Origin of the sequence: Gracilibacillus thailandensis, from assembly GCF_010994055.1 — a bacterium.
Taxonomy (GTDB): Bacteria; Bacillota; Bacilli; order Bacillales; family Amphibacillaceae; genus Gracilibacillus; species Gracilibacillus lacisalsi.
In genome coordinates this window covers 22092-42375 of record NZ_WJID01000001.1, presented here as the reverse complement: position 1 = coordinate 42375, position 20284 = coordinate 22092, and the positions used below count along the sequence as shown (strand labels likewise).

Sequence of the window (20284 nt, the reverse complement as noted above, 5' to 3'; positions counted from 1 at the left end):
TGAGCAGTAGTAAGGGTTTTTTCTAAAAAGCATCATAACTAAAAGAGAGTTATAGAATGGAGGGGGAATATGGCGGATATTGCTTCCGTTATTTTATTGGCAATTGTATTGGTGATTTTAATTATTCCTGGCGCACTTATGATTCTATGGTTTTGGAAAGACCGAAACCAAAAAAGACACGCAGTCTTACGAAATTATCCACTCATAGGGAGAGTTCGTTATTTTCTGGAAAATATCGGCCCTGAGCTAAGACAATACCTGTTTACCGAAGATGATACAGGGAAGCCATTTTCTAGAAAAGATTATCTCCATATAGTCATGCCGGCAAAGTATAAAAAAAGATTAGAAGGTTTTGGTTCGAAGCGGGACTTTGATCAACCAGGCTATTATATTAAAAACACAATGTTCCCAAAGTTGAAAGAAGAACTATCGATTGACCACGAACCTAAAGTGGATACCAAAATATATCACATTGATAAGGAGAATCTTTTTGCCAGAAAAGAACATCGTCAGGCACAGAAAGTGTCCCCTTATTTGTTAGGTAGGGAGCATGAAATTGTAATTGGTCCGGAAACAGCAAATCCTTTTCATGTGCGAGGATTAATCGGTATGGCTGGCATGAGTTATGGTGCGCTTGGTGAAAGAGCTATTACTGCACTTTCTATTGGACTTGGACGTGCTGGTGGTACGTGGATGAATACGGGAGAAGGTGGTCTATCTTCCTATCATCTAAAAGGGAATGTAGATTTAGTCTTGCAAATTGGCCCTGGTTTATACGGTGTGCGCACACCTGATGGAGAAATGTCTTGGGAACAACTAAAAAAGAAGTCTACTATTGATCAAATAAAAGCCTTTGAATTGAAGCTTGCCCAAGGTGCAAAGACACGTGGTGGACATCTTGAGGCGGAAAAAGTAACGGAAGAAATTGCTAGGGATCGAGGTATTGTGCCATTTCAATCGAATGACAGTCCGAATCGGTTCCAGCAATTTTCAGATGTTCATGGTTTGCTAGATTTTGTTGAACAAATACGTGAGGTAACTGAAAAACCGGTTGGCATAAAAATAGTTGTCGGGCAAGAAAAGGATGTTTATCAATTAGCAGAAGCTATGAAAGAAACAGGTAAGAAACCAGATTTTATTTCTGTCGATGGGGGAGAAGGTGGCACAGGAGCTACTTTCCAGGAGCTAACGGATAGTGTCGGACTTCCGATTAAGTCGGCGATTCCGATCCTTCATAATGCATTAGTTCAGGCAGGAGTTCGTGATCGAGTGAAAATTATTGCATCAGGTAAATTGTTTACACCGGATCGAATTGCTTTTGCTTTAGCGCTAGGGGCAGATCTAGTTCAGGTTGCGAGAGCATTTATGATCACAGCAGGATGTATTATGGCACAAGTTTGTCATACGAATCATTGTCCTGTAGGTGTAGCAACAACCGATCCGAAGCTGCAAAGAGGATTGGATATAGAAGAGAAATCTTATCGCGTAACGAATTATGTGATATCGATTAGGGAAGGGCTTTATAATATAGCGGCAGCGGCAGGTTTAGAATCCCCAACACAATTAAGAGAGAAGCATGTTGCTTATAAAGATCTGTATGATGTAGTATACGAGAATCATTTAATGACCAATAAATAATGTGGTATACTTATTAAAGTATATTAAGAAAGTTGGGGGAAGAAGATGCAACGTGGTAGCTTTCAATGGATGAAATCAATCAATAAATCTATTATTTTAAATAAAATTCGGACAGCAGGCACTATTTCACGTGCGCAAATTGCTAAAGAGACCCAGTTAACACCACCAACTGTTGGAAGCATCGTAAAAGAACTGTTGGAACAAGGGCTAATCAAAGAAAGTCAGCTCGGTATTTCACAGGGTGGAAGAAAACCAACGATGTTAGTGCTTAATACGAATGGTTTTCATATTATTGGCATTGACGTAGGTCCAAGTGATATTCGTTTTATTATTTCAGACTTGGCTGGGGAAATCGTGGATGAAGTAGAACAAGAAATAGCACAAGCATTAACTAAAGATAGTTTTCTAAACATGCTTACTAGTGGCGTTGAACAATTAATAACGAAGCAGTCTTCCTTACAATATATCGGGATTGGTGTGGCGATGCATGGTGTTGTAGACTCTGAGCAAGGCATTTCAATCTTTGCACCTAATTTAAACTTAAGACATATACCAATCAAAGATCATTTAGAAGCAGCATTTGAGATGGATGTAAAAGTTGAAAATGATGCGAAAGCATTAGCTTTAGGAGAAGCATGGTTTGAGAATCAAATGGCTAACAAAAGCATGATTGCGGTAAATGTCGGACGAGGAATTGGTGCCGGTCTTGTAATTGATGGCAAGTTATATAGTGGAGAACATGGCATTGCTGGTGAAATTGGCCATATGACAGTCGATTTATATGGTAAAAAGTGTTCGTGCGGAAATGAAGGTTGTTTACAAACGGTTGCTTCAGGGCCTGCCATTGCAGAGAAAGCAATCGAATTATTAGAGCAAGGTAATGCAAGTAGCTTATTGCTGTATCGTGAAACAATAACAGCGGAAGTAGTACATCAAGCGGCGCTGGAGGGAGATCGATTAGCCCAGGATGTGTTAAAGGAAGCGGGAACTTATTTAGGGATTGCACTGACCAATTTAATACACGTTTGTAACCCTAGTACCATTATTATTGGTGGCGGGGTTTCAAATGCTGACTCCTATATTCTGGATCCAGTTATTGACACGATTAAAACAAGAGCGATCTCGGAAAGAGCACAGACAACACCAGTCTATTTATCTAAATTAGGAGAATATGGTTCTTCACTCGGGGCAGTCGCACTAATTTTAAGTGAATTGTTTGAGCCGGTAGTAGAGTAGGAGTATTCATTATTACTATTTTACTTTATAATGGTGGTTGAAATGGACTATTTGTGAAGAAAGTTGTGATAAAGTGGCTGAGAAAAAACGATTTACTTTTTCCGTTTCTGAAAACCCTTTACCCTTATATATTGAGAGTATTGGTTATAATCCAAATGAATTAGATTTTAACCGACCCGAAGGATATCCTTATTATCATTGGTTGCAAACAGTGAAGGGAGAAGGAATCATTGAATTAGCCAATAAATCTTTTTCTTTACCACGAGGCAAAGCTATTCTGTTGACGCCATACACACCCCATAAATATTATTCCGATCATGAGGCAAATGTGTATTGGGAAACGTACTATATTACCTTTACAGGAGCAGCGATAGACTCAATTTTAAATGCGTTAGATATGAACTATTCTGCTTTTTACGAGGAGAATGAAAATATTTCTTTTACTAGACATGTGGAAAAAATTATAGGGAAACTGGAAGGCTATCAGGATCCGCATCATTTAGCCCATGAAATTTCAGCTGATCTCTATCAATTTTTAATGCGGTTAAAAAAATATGGTCAAATGAATAATAAACTGTCTGTTTTAGAGTCTTTCGAGAAGATAAGAGGGGTTGTCGAATGGCTGGAGCAAGTTTATCCACAAGACATTGGTTTATTAGAAATGTCGGAAAAAGCACAAGTTAGTTCTCAACATTTAAATACGATGTTTCATGATACATTTGGGATAAGCCCTTATTCTTTTCTTGTACAATTAAGGATCAGGGAGGCCAAACGCATCTTGATCACTACACCGGATTTATCTTTGAAAGAAATAGCCAAACAAGTTGGTTTCAACGGTGTCAGCCATTTTGTTACAACATTTAAAAAGCGCGAAGGTATCACACCTTCCACTTACCGGAACCTGCATCAATAGTGGTGCAGGTTTTTGATTTTAAAGGCTATAACATACAACTAATTTTTTGGTTTGAACTTCTGTGTTTCATTATTTGAAAGTAATATAGAATAATTTGATATATCAATAAAAATGAAATCGCTTTATAATAAAATATGTAAAGATAATTAAATTAATTTATTAAGGAGGTCGCTTAATTGAAAACAATTAAGAATTTATGGGGCTTATTTTTAGTAGTATTTGTTTTTACTTTGGTTGCTTGTGCACCAGAACGTGAAGAAGTTTCACAATCTGAAGGAAATGAAGAAGTAGCGGAGGAGAATCAAAAAGAAGAGAAACCTGAAGAATTGAAAGTTTGGGTGAATGATGAGGAAGAAGCAATTGAGGCAGCTGAAGAAATGTTTAATAATTATACAGAAGAAACAGGTATAGAAGTTGTTTTTGAAAAAGTTCCAATGCCTGATCAACTACAAAAGCTTAGTCTTGCTGGTCCAACGGGAGACGGCCCAGATTTATTTTTCCAACCACAGGATAGATTAGGAGATGTGGTTGCTCAAGGGTTAGCGGTACCTTTTGAGTATTCGGAAGAGGAGTTAAATGGATATAGTGATGCTGCCACAGAAGCATTTACTTATGAAGGAGAATTATACGGTTCACCAGTAACTATTGATACTTATTTTGTTTATTACAACAAAAGTATGATAGATTCACCGCCTGAAACAATTGAGGAAGTGTATGAGATTTCAAAAGAATTAACAGATCCTGAGAAAGATCAATATGGATTTTTAATTTCTCCTGAGTTTTATTATTTATACTCTTTTATGAATGCACATGGTGGGTACATTTTCGGAGAGGAAGATGGAGTTTATGATACATCAGATATAGGATTAGATAATGAGGGATCAATTACTGGTTTAGAAGAATATAAGAAATTTGTTGATGATGGTATTTTGCCTAAAAGCTTAACAGTTGATGTCATTGACGGTTTATTTACAGAAGGTAAGGTAGGAATGGCTGTTAGTGGGCCATGGAATATTCCTGTCTATCAGGATGCTATCGGTGAAGATTTGGCTACTGCTCCACTTCCCAAAATAAACGGGGAAGTTGCACCTTCATTTGTTGGAGTAAAATCATGGCTAGTATCCTCTTATTCGGAGCATCCTGAATGGGCTATGGATTTAGCAAAATATATGACAAATGATGAAAATTCTCAGCTTTATTATGATCTAACAGGAGAAATTCCTCCACGACCAGAGATTTTAGATAGTATTGAAGATCCTATTTATGATGGATACACAGCACAAATTCCAAATGGTACAACAATGCCAAATATTCCTGAAATGTCCACAGTGTGGGATATGGATGATGCAATAGAGTTAATTGTAAACGGCGGAGATGTTGAAGAAAACTTAAAAGATGTTGTAAGTAATATAAAAGAAAAGATACAACTTTCAGAATAGTAGTTCATTAGAGTGGGAAGGTTCCCTTTTCACTCTAAATATAAACAAAGGATGATTGTAATGCCTAAGAATGAAAATTATTCTAGTAATTTTCAGGATAAGAAAAATAATCACAATCCAAATATTGCAACAATATTATCTCTTATTTTTGCAGGATTAGGACAATTATATAATAAAAGGTTTCTCAAAGGCTTAATCCTGATTTTACTGGAAGTTTCCTTTATTATAACATGTGCTGATTTCATTAACTTAGGTCTATGGGGAATCAGAACTTTAGGGACAATGCCGGGAGTGGACCATTCTATCTTTTTATTGGTGTATGGTTTAATTTCGTTAATTTTAATAGTATTTGCGATTATTTTCTATGTTTTAAATGTAAAAGATGCTAGAAAACAAGCAAAGCTCATAGCCCAAGGTTGGAAAGCACCAAGCATAAGGGAATCAATTAAAATTGCATATGACAAATCCTTTGTGTATCTATTGACTATACCTGGATTTGTATTGCTAATTTTTTCTGTTTTATTACCTTTACTGTTCGCGGTTTCATTAGCTTTTACGAATTATGATCTATATAATTCTCCTCCGAAAAACTTATTAGACTGGGTAGGTTTTGAAAACTTCGGTAAGCTAATCACTGCACCACTGTGGAAAGATACATTTGTTAGTGTTTTTGCATGGACGATTATGTGGACACTGGTGGCAACCACTTTTCAAATTGTATTAGGATTATTTTTAGCGTTGTTAGCTAATGACAGCAGAATTAAATTCAAGAAAGTTATAAGAACAATCTTAATTTTACCATGGGCAGTACCAGGCTTCGTTTCTATCTTAATTTTTGCTGCAATGTTTAATAATGAATTCGGGACAATTAATCGTGATATTATTATACCTCTCTTTGGTGGAGAAGGAATTCCTTGGCTATCAGATCCGTTCTATACAAGGATAGTTCTCATACTTATTCAAACATGGTTAGGCTATCCATTTGTGTTTGCATTATTTTCTGGAGTTCTGCAAAGTGTGTCAAAAGACTGGTATGAAGCTGCAGAGGTAGATGGGGCTACGAGATGGCAAAAATTCAAAAATATTACACTTCCACACGTGTTATTTGCAACAGCTCCTTTATTAATTATTCAATATACTACTAATTTTAATAACTTTAATGTCATTTATTTATTTAATGAAGGTGGGCCTGCCGTTCAAGGGCAAAATGCAGGCGGGACAGACATATTAATATCTTGGGTATATAAATTAACTTTTGAAACGAATAATTACAGTATGGCAGCAGCGATTTCCTTGATAATTGGTATTTTGATTTCTATCTTTGCCATTTTACAATTCCGTCGAACCAGTTCTTTTAAGCAGGAGGGTAAAATTTAATGAATGCCAGATTAAAATCAAACTTAGAAGTAGCGGGGATATATCTTGTTTTTGGTATTATGACCATAATTATTGTATATCCGATCATTTGGGCTATTGGAATGTCATTGAACTCTAGTACCAGTTTTTACTCGTCTTCTATTATTCCTGAAAACTGGTCTCTTGATCATTATAAATGGCTATTTACTGATCCTAACAGTGATTATCTCAATTGGTATAAAAATAGCATGATAGTATCTGGTGCATCTGCCATTTTTTCTGTCATCATGACATCATTAGTAGCTTATGCTTTTTCGAGATATAACTTTGTAGGGAAAAAATCAGGATTATATACTTTTCTAATTTTGCAAATGTTCCCAGCAATGATGGCAATGGTTGCTCTGTACATTTTATTGAATCTTGTTGGCTTATTGGATACATTAACTGGGTTAATTCTAATTTATGTTGGAGGTCAAATACCATTCAATGCTTGGCTTGTAAAGGGTTATTTAGATACAATTCCTCGAGAGCTAGATGAATCAGCCCGTATAGATGGCGCCGGGCATTTAACCGTATTTTTAAGAATTATTATGCCTTTAGCTAAACCCATTCTAGCTGTAGTTGCATTATTCAATTTTATGAATCCTTTATTTGATTTTCTTTTGCCATCAATTATTTTACAAAGTTCTGAGAATTATACATTAGCCTTGGGTTTATTTAACTTTATTAATGACCAGTTTTCAAATAATTTCACTCGCTTTGCTGCTGGCGCAATTTTGATTGCAGCTCCTGTTGCGATTTTATATTTATTTCTACAAAGATATTTGATATCTGGACTAACTGCGGGTGGGACAAAAGGCTAATCATACACTATAAAGATGATGAACAACAACTATTTGGAGGGAAATGATATCTTGAAACAAGAATTTATAAAAGGTGTAGATATTTCAATTTTAGACGAAGTTGAAAAATTTGGGGGAGAATTTTTTGTAGATAATCAGAAAAAAGATTTATTTAAAATATTAAAATCAAAAGGTATCAATACGATAAGACTTAGATTATGGGTTAATCCATTTGATTCGCAAGGTAATCCCTATTTAGGAGGAACAAATGATTTAAAAACAACTGTCCGATTAGCTAGAAGAGCTAAAGCTGAAGGTATGAGATTTATGCTTAATTTACATTATAGCGATTTTTGGACAGACCCAAAAAAACAACAAAAACCTAAAGAGTGGGAAGACTTGAGTGGGATGGCATTAGTAAATGAAGTATATAACTATACGAAAGGAATATTACAAGTTTTTAAGAGAGAGAGTCTGGTACCTGAGTATATACAAATAGGTAACGAAATTACAAATGGCATGCTATGGCCAGATGGTCAAACACCAAAATTCCTATTTGAAGAGAAAGAATTTGAGGTTTGGGAAGAAAAAGAAAGAAATACAGCATATGATAGACTAGCTGATTTGTTGAAGGCCGGGGTTTTAGCGGTGAGGGAAAATTATACCACTGATGAGATGAAGATCATTTTACATCTAGATTTTGGTGGTGCAAATAAATTGTATCGAATTTGGTTTGATGAAATTAGTAAAAGAGGTGTGGATTTCGACATCATAGGTTTGTCGTATTATCCATATTGGCACGGTAGTTTAGAAGATTTGAAATTTAATTTAAAGGATATAGGTGATAGATTCGAAAAAGATCTATTGATTGTAGAGACAGCTTATGCATTTACAGATGAAGCACCTCAAGGAGAAGATAGTATATTTAATAAAGAATTATCTGACATTGCAGGATACCCTCCTACTATAAAAGGACAGCAAACTTTCTTAATTGATCTTTTGAATTTAGTCAAAGAGCTTCACGCAGATGCTTATAAAGGATTAGGGATTGTGTATTGGGAACCAGCATGGCTACCCGTCAAACAAACAAGTTGGGCAAGTGTAGAGGGGATGAAATACGGAAATGATCTTGGGAATATAGGAAATCATTGGGCAAACCAAGGGTTATTTGATTTTGAGGGAAATGCTTTAGAATCTTTAGATATATTTAAATCATTTTAAATAACTTAAGGAGGTTCTTTTTATGAGGAAAATCAAATTTTTTATTGTTACAGGGGCACTGTTCCTAGGGTTATTTGTAGAAAGTATTATGATTGCAGAAGAGAATAATTCTAACCTTCGTGCAGCAACTAATGATAGTGATTTTATCATGGGTGGAGATGTATCCATGTTACATGAAGTTGAAGAGCTTGGAGGAGTTTTTTATGAAAATGGTGTCGAAAAGGATGCACTTGAAATTTTAAGCTCAAATGGTATGAATTATGTTCGACTGAGATTGTGGGTTGATCCTTATGATGCACAAGGTAATCCTTATGGTGGAGGAACAAATATTTGCAAACGACTCTTTCATTAGCAAAGCGTGCGAAGGCTCAAGGGATGGAGATATTACTTGATATTCACTATAGTGATTTTTGGGCAGATCCGGGTACACAGACTAAACCGAAAGCTTGGCAAAATTTATCTTATAGTGAATTGAAAGGGGAGGTATATAACTATTCAAAAAGTGTTATAGAAGCATTTAAACAGGAGAATGTGATGCCGCAAATCGTTCAGGTAGGTAATGAAACGACTTCAGGAATTTTATGGGATGATGGAAAAGTAGGAACAGATAATAATGATTTCACTCAGCTAGCTGAGCTCTTTTCTGCAGGGGTTTCTGGAATAAATGATGCATTAAGTAGTGATGAAGATATAGAAATAGTGTTGCACCTTGATCATGGAGGGGACAATAGTTTATATAGATGGTGGTTCGACGAAATAACTGATTTGGGAGTTGATTTTGATATAATCGGACTATCCTATTATCCATTTTGGCATGGGACGATGGGTGAGTTGCAATAACATGAATGATATTAGTAAAAGATATGATAAAGACGTCATGATTGTAGAAACTGCATATGGATTTACACTTGCTGATGGTGACGGTTTAGGAAATTCCTTTTATGAGGCAGAAGAAAGTATAGGAGGGTATCCAGCCACGCCACAAGGGCAAATTGAATATATGAAAGATTTAAGAGAAATAGTTGAGGATATCCCTGAGGATAGAGGCAGAGGTATATTTTGGTGGGAGCCTACTTGGATCCCGGTAGAAGGAGCGCATTGGGGGACAGAAGCAGGTAAGTTATATAATGATGACAATGGTTTACTGTCAAACCCGTGGGATAATCAAACATTATTTGACTTTAATGGAAACCTATTAGAAAGTGTATCCATTTTTAATAATAGTGTTCCAACTAATTTAGTTCAAAATCATGATTTCGAACAGGATGGGTGGACGAATACACCAACAAATTGGGGGGTATGGGCAGAAGATAGCAGTGATAGTGATGCAGTATTTGTAGAAGGCCCTGGTATTAATGGTGATTATAAACTTACACATTGGAGTGATAATGACTACACTGTTTCAACATATCAAACCCTAAATGAACTTGAAGATGGAGAGTATACTTTTTCAGCATGGATATTAAATAGTGGTGGTCAAGATGATGTATATATTTATGCAAAGAATTATGGAGATAATGAACTTCAACAGAATTTACCCGTTAGTACTGATGAATGGGTGAAAGTGGAAATAGAAAACATTACAGTTACAAATGGCCAGTGTGAAATTGGCATAATCTCGTATGCAAATGCTGGCAATTGGATGAATATTGATAATGTAAAATTTCATAAAAATGACTAATGGTATTAACAACATAGAAAGTTAGGTGAGAACAAATGAAATTTAACCCGGTAAGCGACAAAATACCAAAAATGCTCCATGGTGCAGATTATAATCCGGAGCAATGGGAGAAATATCCTGAAGTATTAGCAGAAGACATTCGCTTAATGAAGCTTGCTAATTGTAACGTGATGTCCGTTGGGATCTTTTCCTGGGCGAAATTAGAGCCTGAAGAAGGAAGATTTACGTTTGAGTGGATGGATAAATTACTGGATACTTTTCACGAAAATGGGATTTATGCATTTTTAGCGACACCGAGTGGTGCAAGACCAGCATGGATGTCGGAAAAGTATCCAGAAGTATTACGAGTAGGGGCTAACCGTGTACGAAATCTGCACGGAATGCGCCATAATCATTGCTTTACATCACCTGTATATCGAGAAAAAGTAGAGGTAATGAATAGTAAATTGGCAGAACGCTATGCTGATCACCCAGCAGTAATCGGCTGGCATGTGTCCAACGAATATGGTGGGGAGTGCCATTGTGATTATTGTCAAGATGCGTTTCGTGAATGGCTCAAGAAAAAGTATCAAACATTAGATGCATTAAATGATGCATGGTGGACAACGTTTTGGAGTCATACTTATTCGAGTTGGTCTCAAGTGGAATCTCCTGCACCACACGGAGAAACAATGGTTCATGGCCAAAACCTTGATTGGAAACGTTTTGTCACGGATCAAACATTAGATTTTTATCGTCATGAAGTAAAGCCATTAAAAGCAGTTAAACCTGATATGCCAGCAACAGCAAACTTTATGGAAACATTTGAAGGATTAAACTACGCAAAATTTGTTGATGATATCGATGTGATCTCATGGGATTCTTATCCAACATGGCATGATCAGCAAGATGCGTCCTATCTTGCTGCTTATACAGCGATGAACCATGACTGGTTCCGTTCTTTAAAAGATGGCAAGCCATTTTTATTAATGGAGAGCACGCCAAGTTTAACGAATTGGCAGCCGATCAGTAAGCTGAAAAAGCCAGGTATGCATGTTTTATCATCATTACAAGCGGTAGCACATGGCTCTGATTCCGTTCAATACTTCCAATGGCGTAAAAGCCGTGGCTCCAGTGAGAAGTTCCACGGTGCGGTAGTCGACCATGCAGGGCATGAGCATACTCGTGTCTTCCAAGAGGTGAAAGAGCTTGGCGATGGCCTAGCTAAATTAGATGAAGTAGTAGGGACAACGGTTGATGCAGAAGTGGCAATTATCTTTGATACCGAAAATCGTTGGGCAGTCAAAGATGCCCAAGGACCACGTAATGCAGGTGTTCATTATGAACGTACCGTGACAGAGCATTACCAGGCATTTTGGGAGCAAGGTATCGCCGTTGATGTCATTGATTCGGCGAAAGATCTTTCTAAATACAAATTAGTGGTTGCACCAATGCTCTATATGGTCAGATCTGGAGTCGGAGAAAATATTGAAAAATTTGTCCAAAATGGCGGGACTTTTGTTACGACTTACTGGTCCGGGATTGTCGATGAAAATGACCTTTGTTTCCTTGGTGGCTTCCCAGGTCCATTACGTAAAACATTAGGAATCTGGTCTGAAGAAATCGATGGTTTATATGATGGCGAAACTAATCGCATTAAAGTAGTAGGCAATAATGAATTAAACTTACGTGGTGAATTTGAAGCAAAAGAATTGTGTGATTTAATCCATTTAGAAGGCGCGGAAGCATTAGCGCAGTATGGCAGTGATTTTTATGCAGGAAGACCTGCACTTACAGTGAATCAATATGGTGATGGAAAAGCCTATTATATTGCTTCGAGAAATGATCAGACATTCCATCGAGCTTTTTTTGAAAAGTTAGCAGATCAGCTATCATTGAAACGAGCGACTGGTGGCTTATTACCAAAAGACGTTAGCGCTCAGGTTCGTACAGATGGTACAAACGAATTCTTGTTCTTAATGAACTTTTCAAATCAGATAAAAGATATTAACTTGAGTGGTCAGACTTATCGAGATTTGCTTACAAACACTGAAGTACTAGGAACTGTCTCGTTGGATGGGTTCGGTGTTAAAGTATTGAAAAAATAAAACGAGTTTAAAGAGGATGAGACATAGCTAAATAGGTAGAACGAGAATCCGAACAACCTAAATAAAGTGTAGACAACATATACAGACTCCTGTGAAATTCTCAGAAGATCAATCGTGTGAAGTTTCCTTTTTTACACAGTTAACTGAGTCCGCGCCGCTTTTTGCAGAAGCGTTACGTGGACTCAGACATCAATGTTCGGACTTCTCCTATTTGATTACTCTTTTGTCCCAGGCTCTTTATTATAGGAGAACCATTGGCATCACAATTTTTATAGAGAAGTAACTGTTATTTCAAGGTTTGTAGCATTAACTCCGCATGTTCCGTAAGAACTCGCTTTGCCTCTGGAGAAACATTTCTTTTATTTGCCTTACGGTTCAGATGAGATAAATAGTTTTCTAAGAATTTACTAGCCTTTTTATTTGACCCTTTTTCTAAGTGATGTGTTACTTGCTTTAATGCATTTTCTAATTGTTGTACTAATGGTCCGGATAGGTCGCCTGATTCTATCTTTTCATTTGTTAAACGCTGCAATACCTCCACTGTCATCACTACAGCAACATGTGCAGTAACATCACCATGTTCTGTTGTACCTTGAACAGTGAAAGATCCAAGAGTGGAATAATCTTCTTCTTCGACTACCTCCCATATCACATCAGTATCCACGAGTGTGTCGTTTTCAATATCTAATACCTCGATAGTATCCGGCAATGCTGGCACCTCGTATAGTGAGGTCAAGAGATAGTCATTCGTTTTCAAAATAAAATCATTGAATGCTGCATGGAACACCCGTGTTGAATCATTTGCTTCGTACCACCCATCACCTTTTGGAGTAAACATGGATTGCCAAATCGCTGGTTCCCACACTAATATAGTGGACACGGCATTATTAATCGTATCATTGGCAGTCCGCATCACATCGATCATGAAGTCTGCTTGACCTTGTATGGAGTTAGGATATCCAGAATCTGAAGGACCTCCAGACGCTCTATGAGAAGTTTCTGACACTGCTAATTCATATGAAGGAAACTCTGTTGCAAACGCATGTAAGTTATTACTTAAATCTGCCATCGTACCATGCCATTCAGGATAATAAGAAATGGACATGATATCAAAATTATTCTGATAATCATCCTTCAGTCTTGTCGTTAGCTGGCGCCAAAACTCTTGTGTTTTTGCTAATCGATTTGTACCAACAATCACATGGATTTTAGTCTTTGATTCAGGAGATGCATCTTGAGTAGCGCGTAAGCCAGCATCCACGATTGCTGTGAATCGGTCCCACGCCTCATCATAGGCGGCTTGTTCTTCTGGATCATCTGACCCCCAATACTCCCATAACAGTTCACCACCTGGTTGAGCAGTATAAGTAGGGTCTTCTTTCGCATACCTTGGTTCAAGTCCTGTTGGAACCTTTTCCGCACCCCAAAGTGTTCCGTTAATAATTTCATTTCCCACCTGGACATAATAGGGAGTAACTCCTGCGGCTACATGATCCGCTGTCACTTCATAGGTGAAATCATACACTGCTTCTACTAGCTGATCAAACGGCAAGTCCTTCCAAGCTTTTGGCTTTATCTGTTTTCCTGGGTCTGCCCAACTGTCCGAATAGTGAAAGTCAATTCCTACGTTCATACCAAGTTCATCTGCGTATAAAGACTTGTTTAGTGTATCCTCTGGGTTCATACTTCCGTCAACTTGTGTCACTGGTTCCCCTGTATTTTCGGATCTTGGTTCATTCCAAACTCGGAATCTAGCAGATGTCATTCCTGTTTCCTGCATCGTACCAATCATGCGACCGTCAGATGATGGTACATCTGTATTACTATCTGTAGTATACGTATTATTTAAAAAAGCCGTATCCCAAGATAAATCTGCTCCAACCGTAAAATTGTCCTTTAGAAGATAATTATTTGCGCGAATCTCTGAAATTCCCGCAATGGCATCATCTGAAACATTTAATAGTGTTGCTTTCAAATATCTTACTTCTAGAGTATTTTGAATAAGAACGTCTTCTCCTCCTGTTATTGGCTCTTCAGAATGATCGGAAAGCGTAATCCACTGCTCTCCATCACTAGATCCTTCAAGCTTATAGTTATATTCACCAGCCAGTGTTGGGAAAACAACCTCCACTTTTTTCATCCCCGGATAAGTTCCACCTAGATCGATCTGTATCCAACTGTCTTCGGACACGGAGCCAGCATCCCAATAAGTAGCTTCCTCTTGATCAACAGCTAAACTAGCATCTCCTGTTCCTGAATCAGTAGATACCCAGTTCTTCGTTGCTAAGTTAGTATATGCTGGTGAAATATCTGCATTTCCATAATACGCAGCAGTGGGCATACTAAAAAAAATTGACCCAACTAGCATTACAGCCATGGTGAGTACCGTTGCTTTCTTTACAAATGAGTATTTTTTCATTGCATGTAACCTCCTATTTTTATCAAGGAATCATAAAAGCTAAACTACAAAAGTGAGATAATCTGCTATGTTATTGACATCTTTAATGCAGGACATTACATAAAGTACGGATCCTACAGCCTCCTTTCCGTCTTTAATGGAAACTATGTTTTCTCCCTTTGTTTAGGGTATATTAAAGCTAGAATTCTTTAACTAGCTTTAATAGCAAATGTTTTCCTGCGAGTTTCTCATAGTAACAAATTAAGTTTAATGAAAGATGGTAGACGTAGTGTAGTTTTGCTTATGCTGCAAAGAAAAAGGTTATACTTTTATAAAAAAATAGAAAACTAGAAGAAGTTGTTATTAATCTATATTATTTTTTTATTATGGTGTACAACGATGTTCTACACGAAATATAAATATATGAAACTTACGAAATTACTTAATTGCTATTGCACGGATGAGGCTTATGAAAAACAATAAAAAGACCAACTTTCCATTCGCGAAAGTTGGCCTTTAATATGGGCATACGGTACATTTCTTTATTATTCTATATCCACTTAACATTCTGACTATATTTTAGAGCGATACACTCCTATTAAATACTATTTTTTAGAATGATTGCAGATAAATTTAAAAACTACTTCTTATTATTTTACGGTCATCCTATTGTTTTTTCCGTACATATCTTTATATTTCTTAGGGGTGACGCCTTCTCTCTTTTTGAAGGTAGAAATAAAGTAACTAAGATTATTGAATCCCACAAGGATAGCGACATTTTTTACAGGTACTTCAGGGTTCTGTAGCAATATTTCCTTTGCTTTTCTAATTCTTAGCTGGATTAAAAATGTATAGGGACTTATTTGAAACGTCTTTTGAAACAATTTGTTTAAATATTGGGAGCTTACATTTAATTGCATTGCCATTTCATCTAAAGTAATATCCTCAGCATAGTGAATTTCAAGCCAATCTACAATTTTCCTTACTTTATCATAAAGATAAGATAAGGAAGATTGGCTATTCATCCTTCCATACTTTTTTAAATTCAGTAAAAATTTATACAGGTAGATTGATAAATCTATCTTAGAAAACTCTGAATCTAGCTTCATTTTCTGTAGCATATCTTGCATCATGATTTCTACCTGTAATTCCCTTAATTCTGTATATATACTAGAATGGTTCATATTTAAAGCGTCCAATATAGACCCAGCTGATTTTCCGCCGAAAGTAATATAAATGGTAGACCACTTTTTTCCTAATGAATAATACATATGAGGTGTATATGGCTTTAATAAAATTCCTTTGCCTTTAGATAAGAGATAATCTTGACCATGAAATGAAAAACGCCCATTGCCCTCAACTGTTTGCAGCCAGTGATAGTAGGGGTAACCCTCAGGTCTATTAAAATCCTGTTCATATGGGTTGTAGCCTATACTCTCCACGAATAAAGGGAATGATTCTTCCATTGAAATGTACTCATATCTAACTTTTCTGTTATACATTGTTCACCAACTCTTTGGGTAAATTGATAATACTATTCATCTGTTTTTTTACAGCCATGGTAGGTAAAATAATCTTCATCAGCAATGAATTCGCTTACTATTTTAGTGCTCGTCAGCGTCTATTTTTTTATACATAATGTTCCCCTCCTATTATGAAACTGTTTTCATCATACCTTAAAAACAATGAAGCAATAAGTGTTTTGACAAAATCTATCAATATTATTTCAACTAAAAAAGCTCCAACATTTTTTGACTAAACGTACCATTAGGAGCACGGAAGAATAACTATTCATGAGAACAGCATTTTGCCCTTGCGATTAGCCACTTGACGAATCTACATATAAACAGGTAGAATTAAAGTGTTCCACAAGAAAGAATACCGTTCCATAATACGAAACAAATTAAAAGGAGAAGTATTTATGTCCCAAGTTCAATCAGTTGAACGAACGCTTTCTATTTTAGAAATATTATCAGCATATCCGGAAGGTTTAAGTATCGCGAATCTATCCAAAGAATTATCACTAGCAAAAAGCACTGTACATCGCCTGTTAAGCACATTAATGACAAATGGCTATGTACAACAAGATGAACAGACAGGTCATTATAGGCTTGGTATTCAATGTCTCGTTTTAGCGAGTTCCTTGTTAAATCAACTGGATATCCGGAAGGTTGCGAAAGAAGCATTACACATTCTAGCTAAAAGTTCAGGTGAAGTAGTGCACCTATGTATTCATGATCGTAATGAAGTCGTTTACATCGATAAAGTGGAAAGTGATCACACATTAAGAATGTATTCCCAAATTGGAAGAAGAGCATTAATGCATTGTACAGGGGTAGGAAAAGCACTACTTTCAGGCTTCACAGAAGAGCAAATAGATCATTTAATTGCAGAAAAAAGACTGGCGAAATTTACAGAGACCACGATTACCAATAAAGCCAATCTGCAAAAAGAATTAAGGGAAATTCGAGATAGAGGATATGCAATCGATGAACAGGAACATGAAAAAGGTATTCGTTGTATTGCAGCTCCGATTTATGATCATGATGGTAATGTTGTTGCTGCTATCAGTATTGCAGGACCTGCTGATCGAGTAACAAACGAAAGGATTAAAGAGGATTTAGCACAAGCTATTTTAACGCAAAGTAAACAGATATCCGCAAAATTAGGTTATATAAAAAAATAGCTGAAAGGTGTGTTGGAGAGTGAAAATTACCAATATCGAAACATTTGTTGTAGCACCAAGATGGTGTTTTGTCAAAGTGGAAACAGATGAAGGTATTGCAGGTTGGGGAGAGCCTGTAGTTGAGGGAAAGGCTGCAACAGTGGAAGCAGCAGTACTTGAATTGGCTGACTTTCTCATAGGAAAGGACCCTCTAAAAATTGAGGACCACTGGAATGTGATGTACCGCGCTGGTTTTTACCGTGGTGGTCCGATTTTAATGAGTGCGATTGCTGGCCTTGATCAAGCATTATGGGATATTAAAGGGAAATACTTTAAAGCTCCAGCCTATCAACTGTTAGGTGGTGCCTGTCGTGACTCGATTCGTGTTTATTCCTGGATTGGCGGGGATCGCCCGAGTGATGTAGGGGCGGCTGCCAAAAAAGTAGTGGAAGCAGGTTTTACTGCTGTAAAAATGAATGGAACAGAAGAACTACAATATGTAGACAGTTATGAAAAAATTGATAGCGTTATCGAACGAATTGCATCTGTACGTGAGGCGGTCGGAGATTATATCGGTATCGGTATTGACTTTCATGGGCGTGTTCATAAACCAATGGCTAAAATATTGGCAAAAGAACTGGAGCCATTTCGTCCGATGTTTATCGAAGAGCCCGTTTTGCCAGAAAATAATGAAGCATTAGCAGAAATAACGAAACATACAAGCATTCCGATTGCGACTGGTGAGAGAATGTATTCTCGTTGGGATTTCAAACCGTTATTTGAATCCGGTTACGCAGATATTATTCAGCCAGATTTATCTCATGCAGGCGGAATTACAGAAGTGAAAAAGATTGCTTCGATGGCAGAAGCGTATGATATTGCTGTTGCACCACATTGTCCACTAGGTCCGATTGCTTTAGCTGCTTGTTTACAAATGGATGCAACCGCTCACAACGCGTTTATTCAGGAACAAAGTCTAGGCATTCATTATAACCAAGGGAATGATTTACTAGATTATATCACAGACAAAACCGTATTTGATTACCAAGACGGACACGTCAAAATTCCTCAAGGACCAGGTCTTGGTATTGAAATCAATGAAGAAAAAGTAAAGGAAATGGCAAAAGAAGGACACAGATGGCGAAATCCTGTGTGGCGTCATCAAGATGGAACGGTAGCAGAATGGTAAGGAGGGAGCTCATGGACGTTGTAACGATCGGGGAAGCAATGGCTCTTTTTACACCTGATACAACAGGGAAAATGCGCTATGCTTCGCAATTTTCTCGCAAATTTGCTGGAGCAGAAACAAATGTCGCAATCGGTGTTACCCGTCTTGGCTTACAAGCTGGTTGGATAAGTCGTGTAGGCGATGATGAATTAGGGAAAGCACTTATTTCTTTTGTTCGAGGAGAAGGGATAGATACTTCACAAGTGAAAATTGATTCGCAAACACAGACTGGCCTTTATTTTAAAGAACTAAGAAGTGAACAAGATGTCCGTGTCTATTACTATCGTGCTGGATCTGCTGCCAGTAAATTAAGTCCAACTGATATCAATGAAGATTATATTGCCAGTGCAAAGTATCTTCATTTGACCGGGATTACGCCAGCATTGAGTGAAAGCTGCTATCAGGCAGTCAAACAAGCGATTGAATACGCTAAGAAACATAACATAACGATTATATTTGATCCAAATATTCGCGAGAAATTATGGGGATCGAAAGAAAAAGCAAGACAAGTGTTATTAGAGATTGCAGCGGAAGTCGATATTGTTCTACCTGGAGTAAGTGAAGCAGCGTATTTATTTGGTCAACATGAACTTGAGCAGTATGGTAGTCTTTTTCTTGAAAACGGTGCGGAGGTTGTCATCCTTAAACAAGGTAGTAAAGGAGCCTCTTTTTTTACAAAAGAGGAACAGGGTTTTGTTCCTGGTTATCCGATCGAACGTGTCGTTGATCCCATTGGCGCAGGGGATGGATTTGCCGCAGGAGTGATTTCTGGACTACTGGAAAAACTACCGCTTGAAAAGACGCTAGCCAGGGCTAATGCCATAGGTGCAATGGTAACGATGGTGAATGGTGATGTAGAAGGATTGCCCGATATCGAAGAAATGGAACGGTTTGTTCAGGATACAAAAGCAGATGTGAGCAGGTAATACGAAAGGAGTTCATGGTTAATGGATGTCTTGCAAAGTATATATCAGCATAAATTAGTCGCAATACTTCGCGGAGTACCACCAGAACATATTCTTGATGTAGCACATGCACTTCATCAAGGAGGAATTAGAACATTAGAGATTACGGTCGATACGCCGAATGTATTAGATGCTATAGAACAGGTAAGTAAAGAATTTGATCAAGAGCTCATCATTGGTGCGGGAACCGTTTTAGATCCGGAAACGGCTCGGGCAGCAATTATGGCAGGCGCGCAATTCATTTTTTCTCCAACCGTTGACATAGATACGATTAAGTTAACGAAAAGGTACGGAATTGTCAGTATTCCGGGAGCCATGACCCCAACAGAAATTTTAACCGCCTATGAAAATGGTGCGGATCTTATCAAAGTCTTTCCTGCAACAGTGTTAGGGCCAACCTATATCAAAGACATAAAAGGGCCATTACCACATATTCCGTTAATGCCGACAGGTGGGGTCAACCTTAATAATATATCTGCTTATTTTCAGGGAGGCGCAGTGGCAGCAGGATTAGGCAGTTCCTTAGTGAAAAAACAACGGACATATTCTAAAGAGGATTTACAAGCGTTAACACAAAGAGCAAAACAATTTGTGGCAAAAGTTTAGAGGAATGGA

General features: G+C 37.4%; 15 protein-coding genes and 1 pseudogene. 14 read left to right on the top strand and 2 right to left on the bottom strand.

The window, feature by feature from the left end; all coding sequences use genetic code 11:
* Positions 1-69: 69 nt before the first annotated feature.
* The 10 genes and pseudogenes from GH715_RS00135 (at position 70) to GH715_RS00095 (ending at position 12413) form a co-directional block, all read left to right on the top strand.
* A complete protein-coding gene (locus GH715_RS00135) occupies positions 70-1638 on the top strand; it encodes an FMN-binding glutamate synthase family protein (RefSeq protein ID WP_153833852.1) in 1569 nt (522 codons plus the stop codon).
* Positions 1639-1683: 45 nt separating this feature from the next.
* Complete coding sequence (locus tag GH715_RS00130) at positions 1684-2874, top strand: ROK family transcriptional regulator (RefSeq protein WP_153833853.1); 1191 nt, start codon at positions 1684-1686, stop codon at positions 2872-2874.
* 73 nt (positions 2875-2947) lie between these two features.
* The gene (locus GH715_RS00125) at positions 2948-3787 is read left to right on the top strand and encodes an AraC family transcriptional regulator (RefSeq protein WP_240469327.1); all 840 of its coding nucleotides are present in this window, start codon (positions 2948-2950) and stop codon (positions 3785-3787) included.
* 176 nt (positions 3788-3963) lie between these two features.
* On the top strand, positions 3964-5226 hold the full coding sequence (locus GH715_RS00120) for a sugar ABC transporter substrate-binding protein (protein WP_153833855.1): 1263 nt from the start codon (positions 3964-3966) through the stop codon (positions 5224-5226).
* A gap of 60 nt (positions 5227-5286) precedes the next feature.
* Entirely contained in the window at positions 5287-6603 is a 1317-nt protein-coding gene (locus GH715_RS00115) for a carbohydrate ABC transporter permease (RefSeq protein WP_153833856.1), read from the top strand.
* Complete coding sequence (locus GH715_RS00110) at positions 6603-7445, top strand: sugar ABC transporter permease (RefSeq protein ID WP_153833857.1); 843 nt, start codon at positions 6603-6605, stop codon at positions 7443-7445. The genes GH715_RS00115 and GH715_RS00110 overlap by 1 nt, the downstream gene beginning before the upstream one ends.
* A gap of 15 nt (positions 7446-7460) precedes the next feature.
* A complete protein-coding gene (locus GH715_RS00105) occupies positions 7461-8645 on the top strand; it encodes a glycoside hydrolase family 53 protein (RefSeq protein ID WP_240469326.1) in 1185 nt (394 codons plus the stop codon).
* A gap of 22 nt (positions 8646-8667) precedes the next feature.
* Positions 8668-8997: a glycosyl hydrolase 53 family protein gene (locus tag GH715_RS21705; protein WP_267463665.1), complete on the top strand. Its 330-nt coding sequence runs from the start codon at positions 8668-8670 to the stop codon at positions 8995-8997.
* A gap of 23 nt (positions 8998-9020) precedes the next feature.
* Positions 9021-10326 (top strand): annotated as a pseudogene (locus GH715_RS00100) (glycosyl hydrolase 53 family protein).
* Between the two features lie 35 nt (positions 10327-10361).
* On the top strand, positions 10362-12413 hold the full coding sequence (locus GH715_RS00095; RefSeq protein WP_153833859.1) for a beta-galactosidase: 2052 nt from the start codon (positions 10362-10364) through the stop codon (positions 12411-12413).
* Positions 12414-12699: 286 nt separating this feature from the next.
* Here GH715_RS00095 and GH715_RS00090 read toward each other — a convergent pair whose 3' ends face one another.
* Positions 12700-14832 carry a glycosyl hydrolase 53 family protein gene (locus tag GH715_RS00090; RefSeq protein WP_153833860.1) on the bottom strand — a complete coding sequence of 711 codons (2133 nt, stop codon included), beginning with the start codon at positions 14830-14832 and terminating at the stop codon, positions 12700-12702.
* A 629-nt stretch (positions 14833-15461) separates the two neighbouring features.
* Positions 15462-16313, bottom strand: coding sequence for an AraC family transcriptional regulator (locus GH715_RS00085; protein ID WP_153833861.1), 852 nt, complete (start codon positions 16311-16313; stop codon positions 15462-15464).
* A gap of 419 nt (positions 16314-16732) precedes the next feature.
* Here GH715_RS00085 and GH715_RS00080 point away from each other — a divergent pair, with 419 nt between their 5' ends.
* From GH715_RS00080 to GH715_RS00065, 4 genes are read left to right on the top strand one after another with little or no spacing between them, the layout of a single operon-like run.
* On the top strand, positions 16733-17497 hold the full coding sequence (locus tag GH715_RS00080) for an IclR family transcriptional regulator (RefSeq protein ID WP_153833862.1): 765 nt from the start codon (positions 16733-16735) through the stop codon (positions 17495-17497).
* Between the two features lie 19 nt (positions 17498-17516).
* Positions 17517-18665, top strand: a complete 1149-nt coding sequence (gene dgoD, locus GH715_RS00075) for a galactonate dehydratase (RefSeq protein ID WP_163578361.1) — start codon at positions 17517-17519, stop codon at positions 18663-18665.
* A gap of 11 nt (positions 18666-18676) precedes the next feature.
* On the top strand, positions 18677-19630 hold the full coding sequence (locus tag GH715_RS00070; RefSeq protein WP_153833863.1) for a sugar kinase: 954 nt from the start codon (positions 18677-18679) through the stop codon (positions 19628-19630).
* Positions 19631-19651: 21 nt separating this feature from the next.
* The gene (locus tag GH715_RS00065; RefSeq protein WP_153833864.1) at positions 19652-20275 is read left to right on the top strand and encodes a bifunctional 4-hydroxy-2-oxoglutarate aldolase/2-dehydro-3-deoxy-phosphogluconate aldolase; all 624 of its coding nucleotides are present in this window, start codon (positions 19652-19654) and stop codon (positions 20273-20275) included.
* Positions 20276-20284 lie beyond the last annotated feature (9 nt).

Bases quoted from the DNA above. Each gene is read 5' to 3' on its own strand.
- GH715_RS00135 (WP_153833852.1), top strand. From the start codon at position 70: ATGGCGGATATTGCTTCCGTTATTTTATTGGCAATTGTATTGGTGATT.
- GH715_RS00130 (WP_153833853.1), top strand. From the start codon at position 1,684: ATGCAACGTGGTAGCTTTCAATGGATGAAATCAATCAATAAATCTATT.
- GH715_RS00115 (WP_153833856.1), top strand. From the start codon at position 5,287: ATGCCTAAGAATGAAAATTATTCTAGTAATTTTCAGGATAAGAAAAAT.
- GH715_RS00110 (WP_153833857.1), top strand. From the start codon at position 6,603: ATGAATGCCAGATTAAAATCAAACTTAGAAGTAGCGGGGATATATCTT.
- GH715_RS00105 (WP_240469326.1), top strand. From the start codon at position 7,461: ATGATGAACAACAACTATTTGGAGGGAAATGATATCTTGAAACAAGAA.
- GH715_RS21705 (WP_267463665.1), top strand. From the start codon at position 8,668: ATGAGGAAAATCAAATTTTTTATTGTTACAGGGGCACTGTTCCTAGGG.
- GH715_RS00095 (WP_153833859.1), top strand. From the start codon at position 10,362: ATGAAATTTAACCCGGTAAGCGACAAAATACCAAAAATGCTCCATGGT.
- GH715_RS00090 (WP_153833860.1), bottom strand. From the start codon at position 14,832: ATGAAAAAATACTCATTTGTAAAGAAAGCAACGGTACTCACCATGGCT.
- GH715_RS00085 (WP_153833861.1), bottom strand. From the start codon at position 16,313: ATGTATAACAGAAAAGTTAGATATGAGTACATTTCAATGGAAGAATCA.
- GH715_RS00080 (WP_153833862.1), top strand. From the start codon at position 16,733: ATGTCCCAAGTTCAATCAGTTGAACGAACGCTTTCTATTTTAGAAATA.
- GH715_RS00070 (WP_153833863.1), top strand. From the start codon at position 18,677: ATGGACGTTGTAACGATCGGGGAAGCAATGGCTCTTTTTACACCTGAT.
- GH715_RS00065 (WP_153833864.1), top strand. From the start codon at position 19,652: ATGGATGTCTTGCAAAGTATATATCAGCATAAATTAGTCGCAATACTT.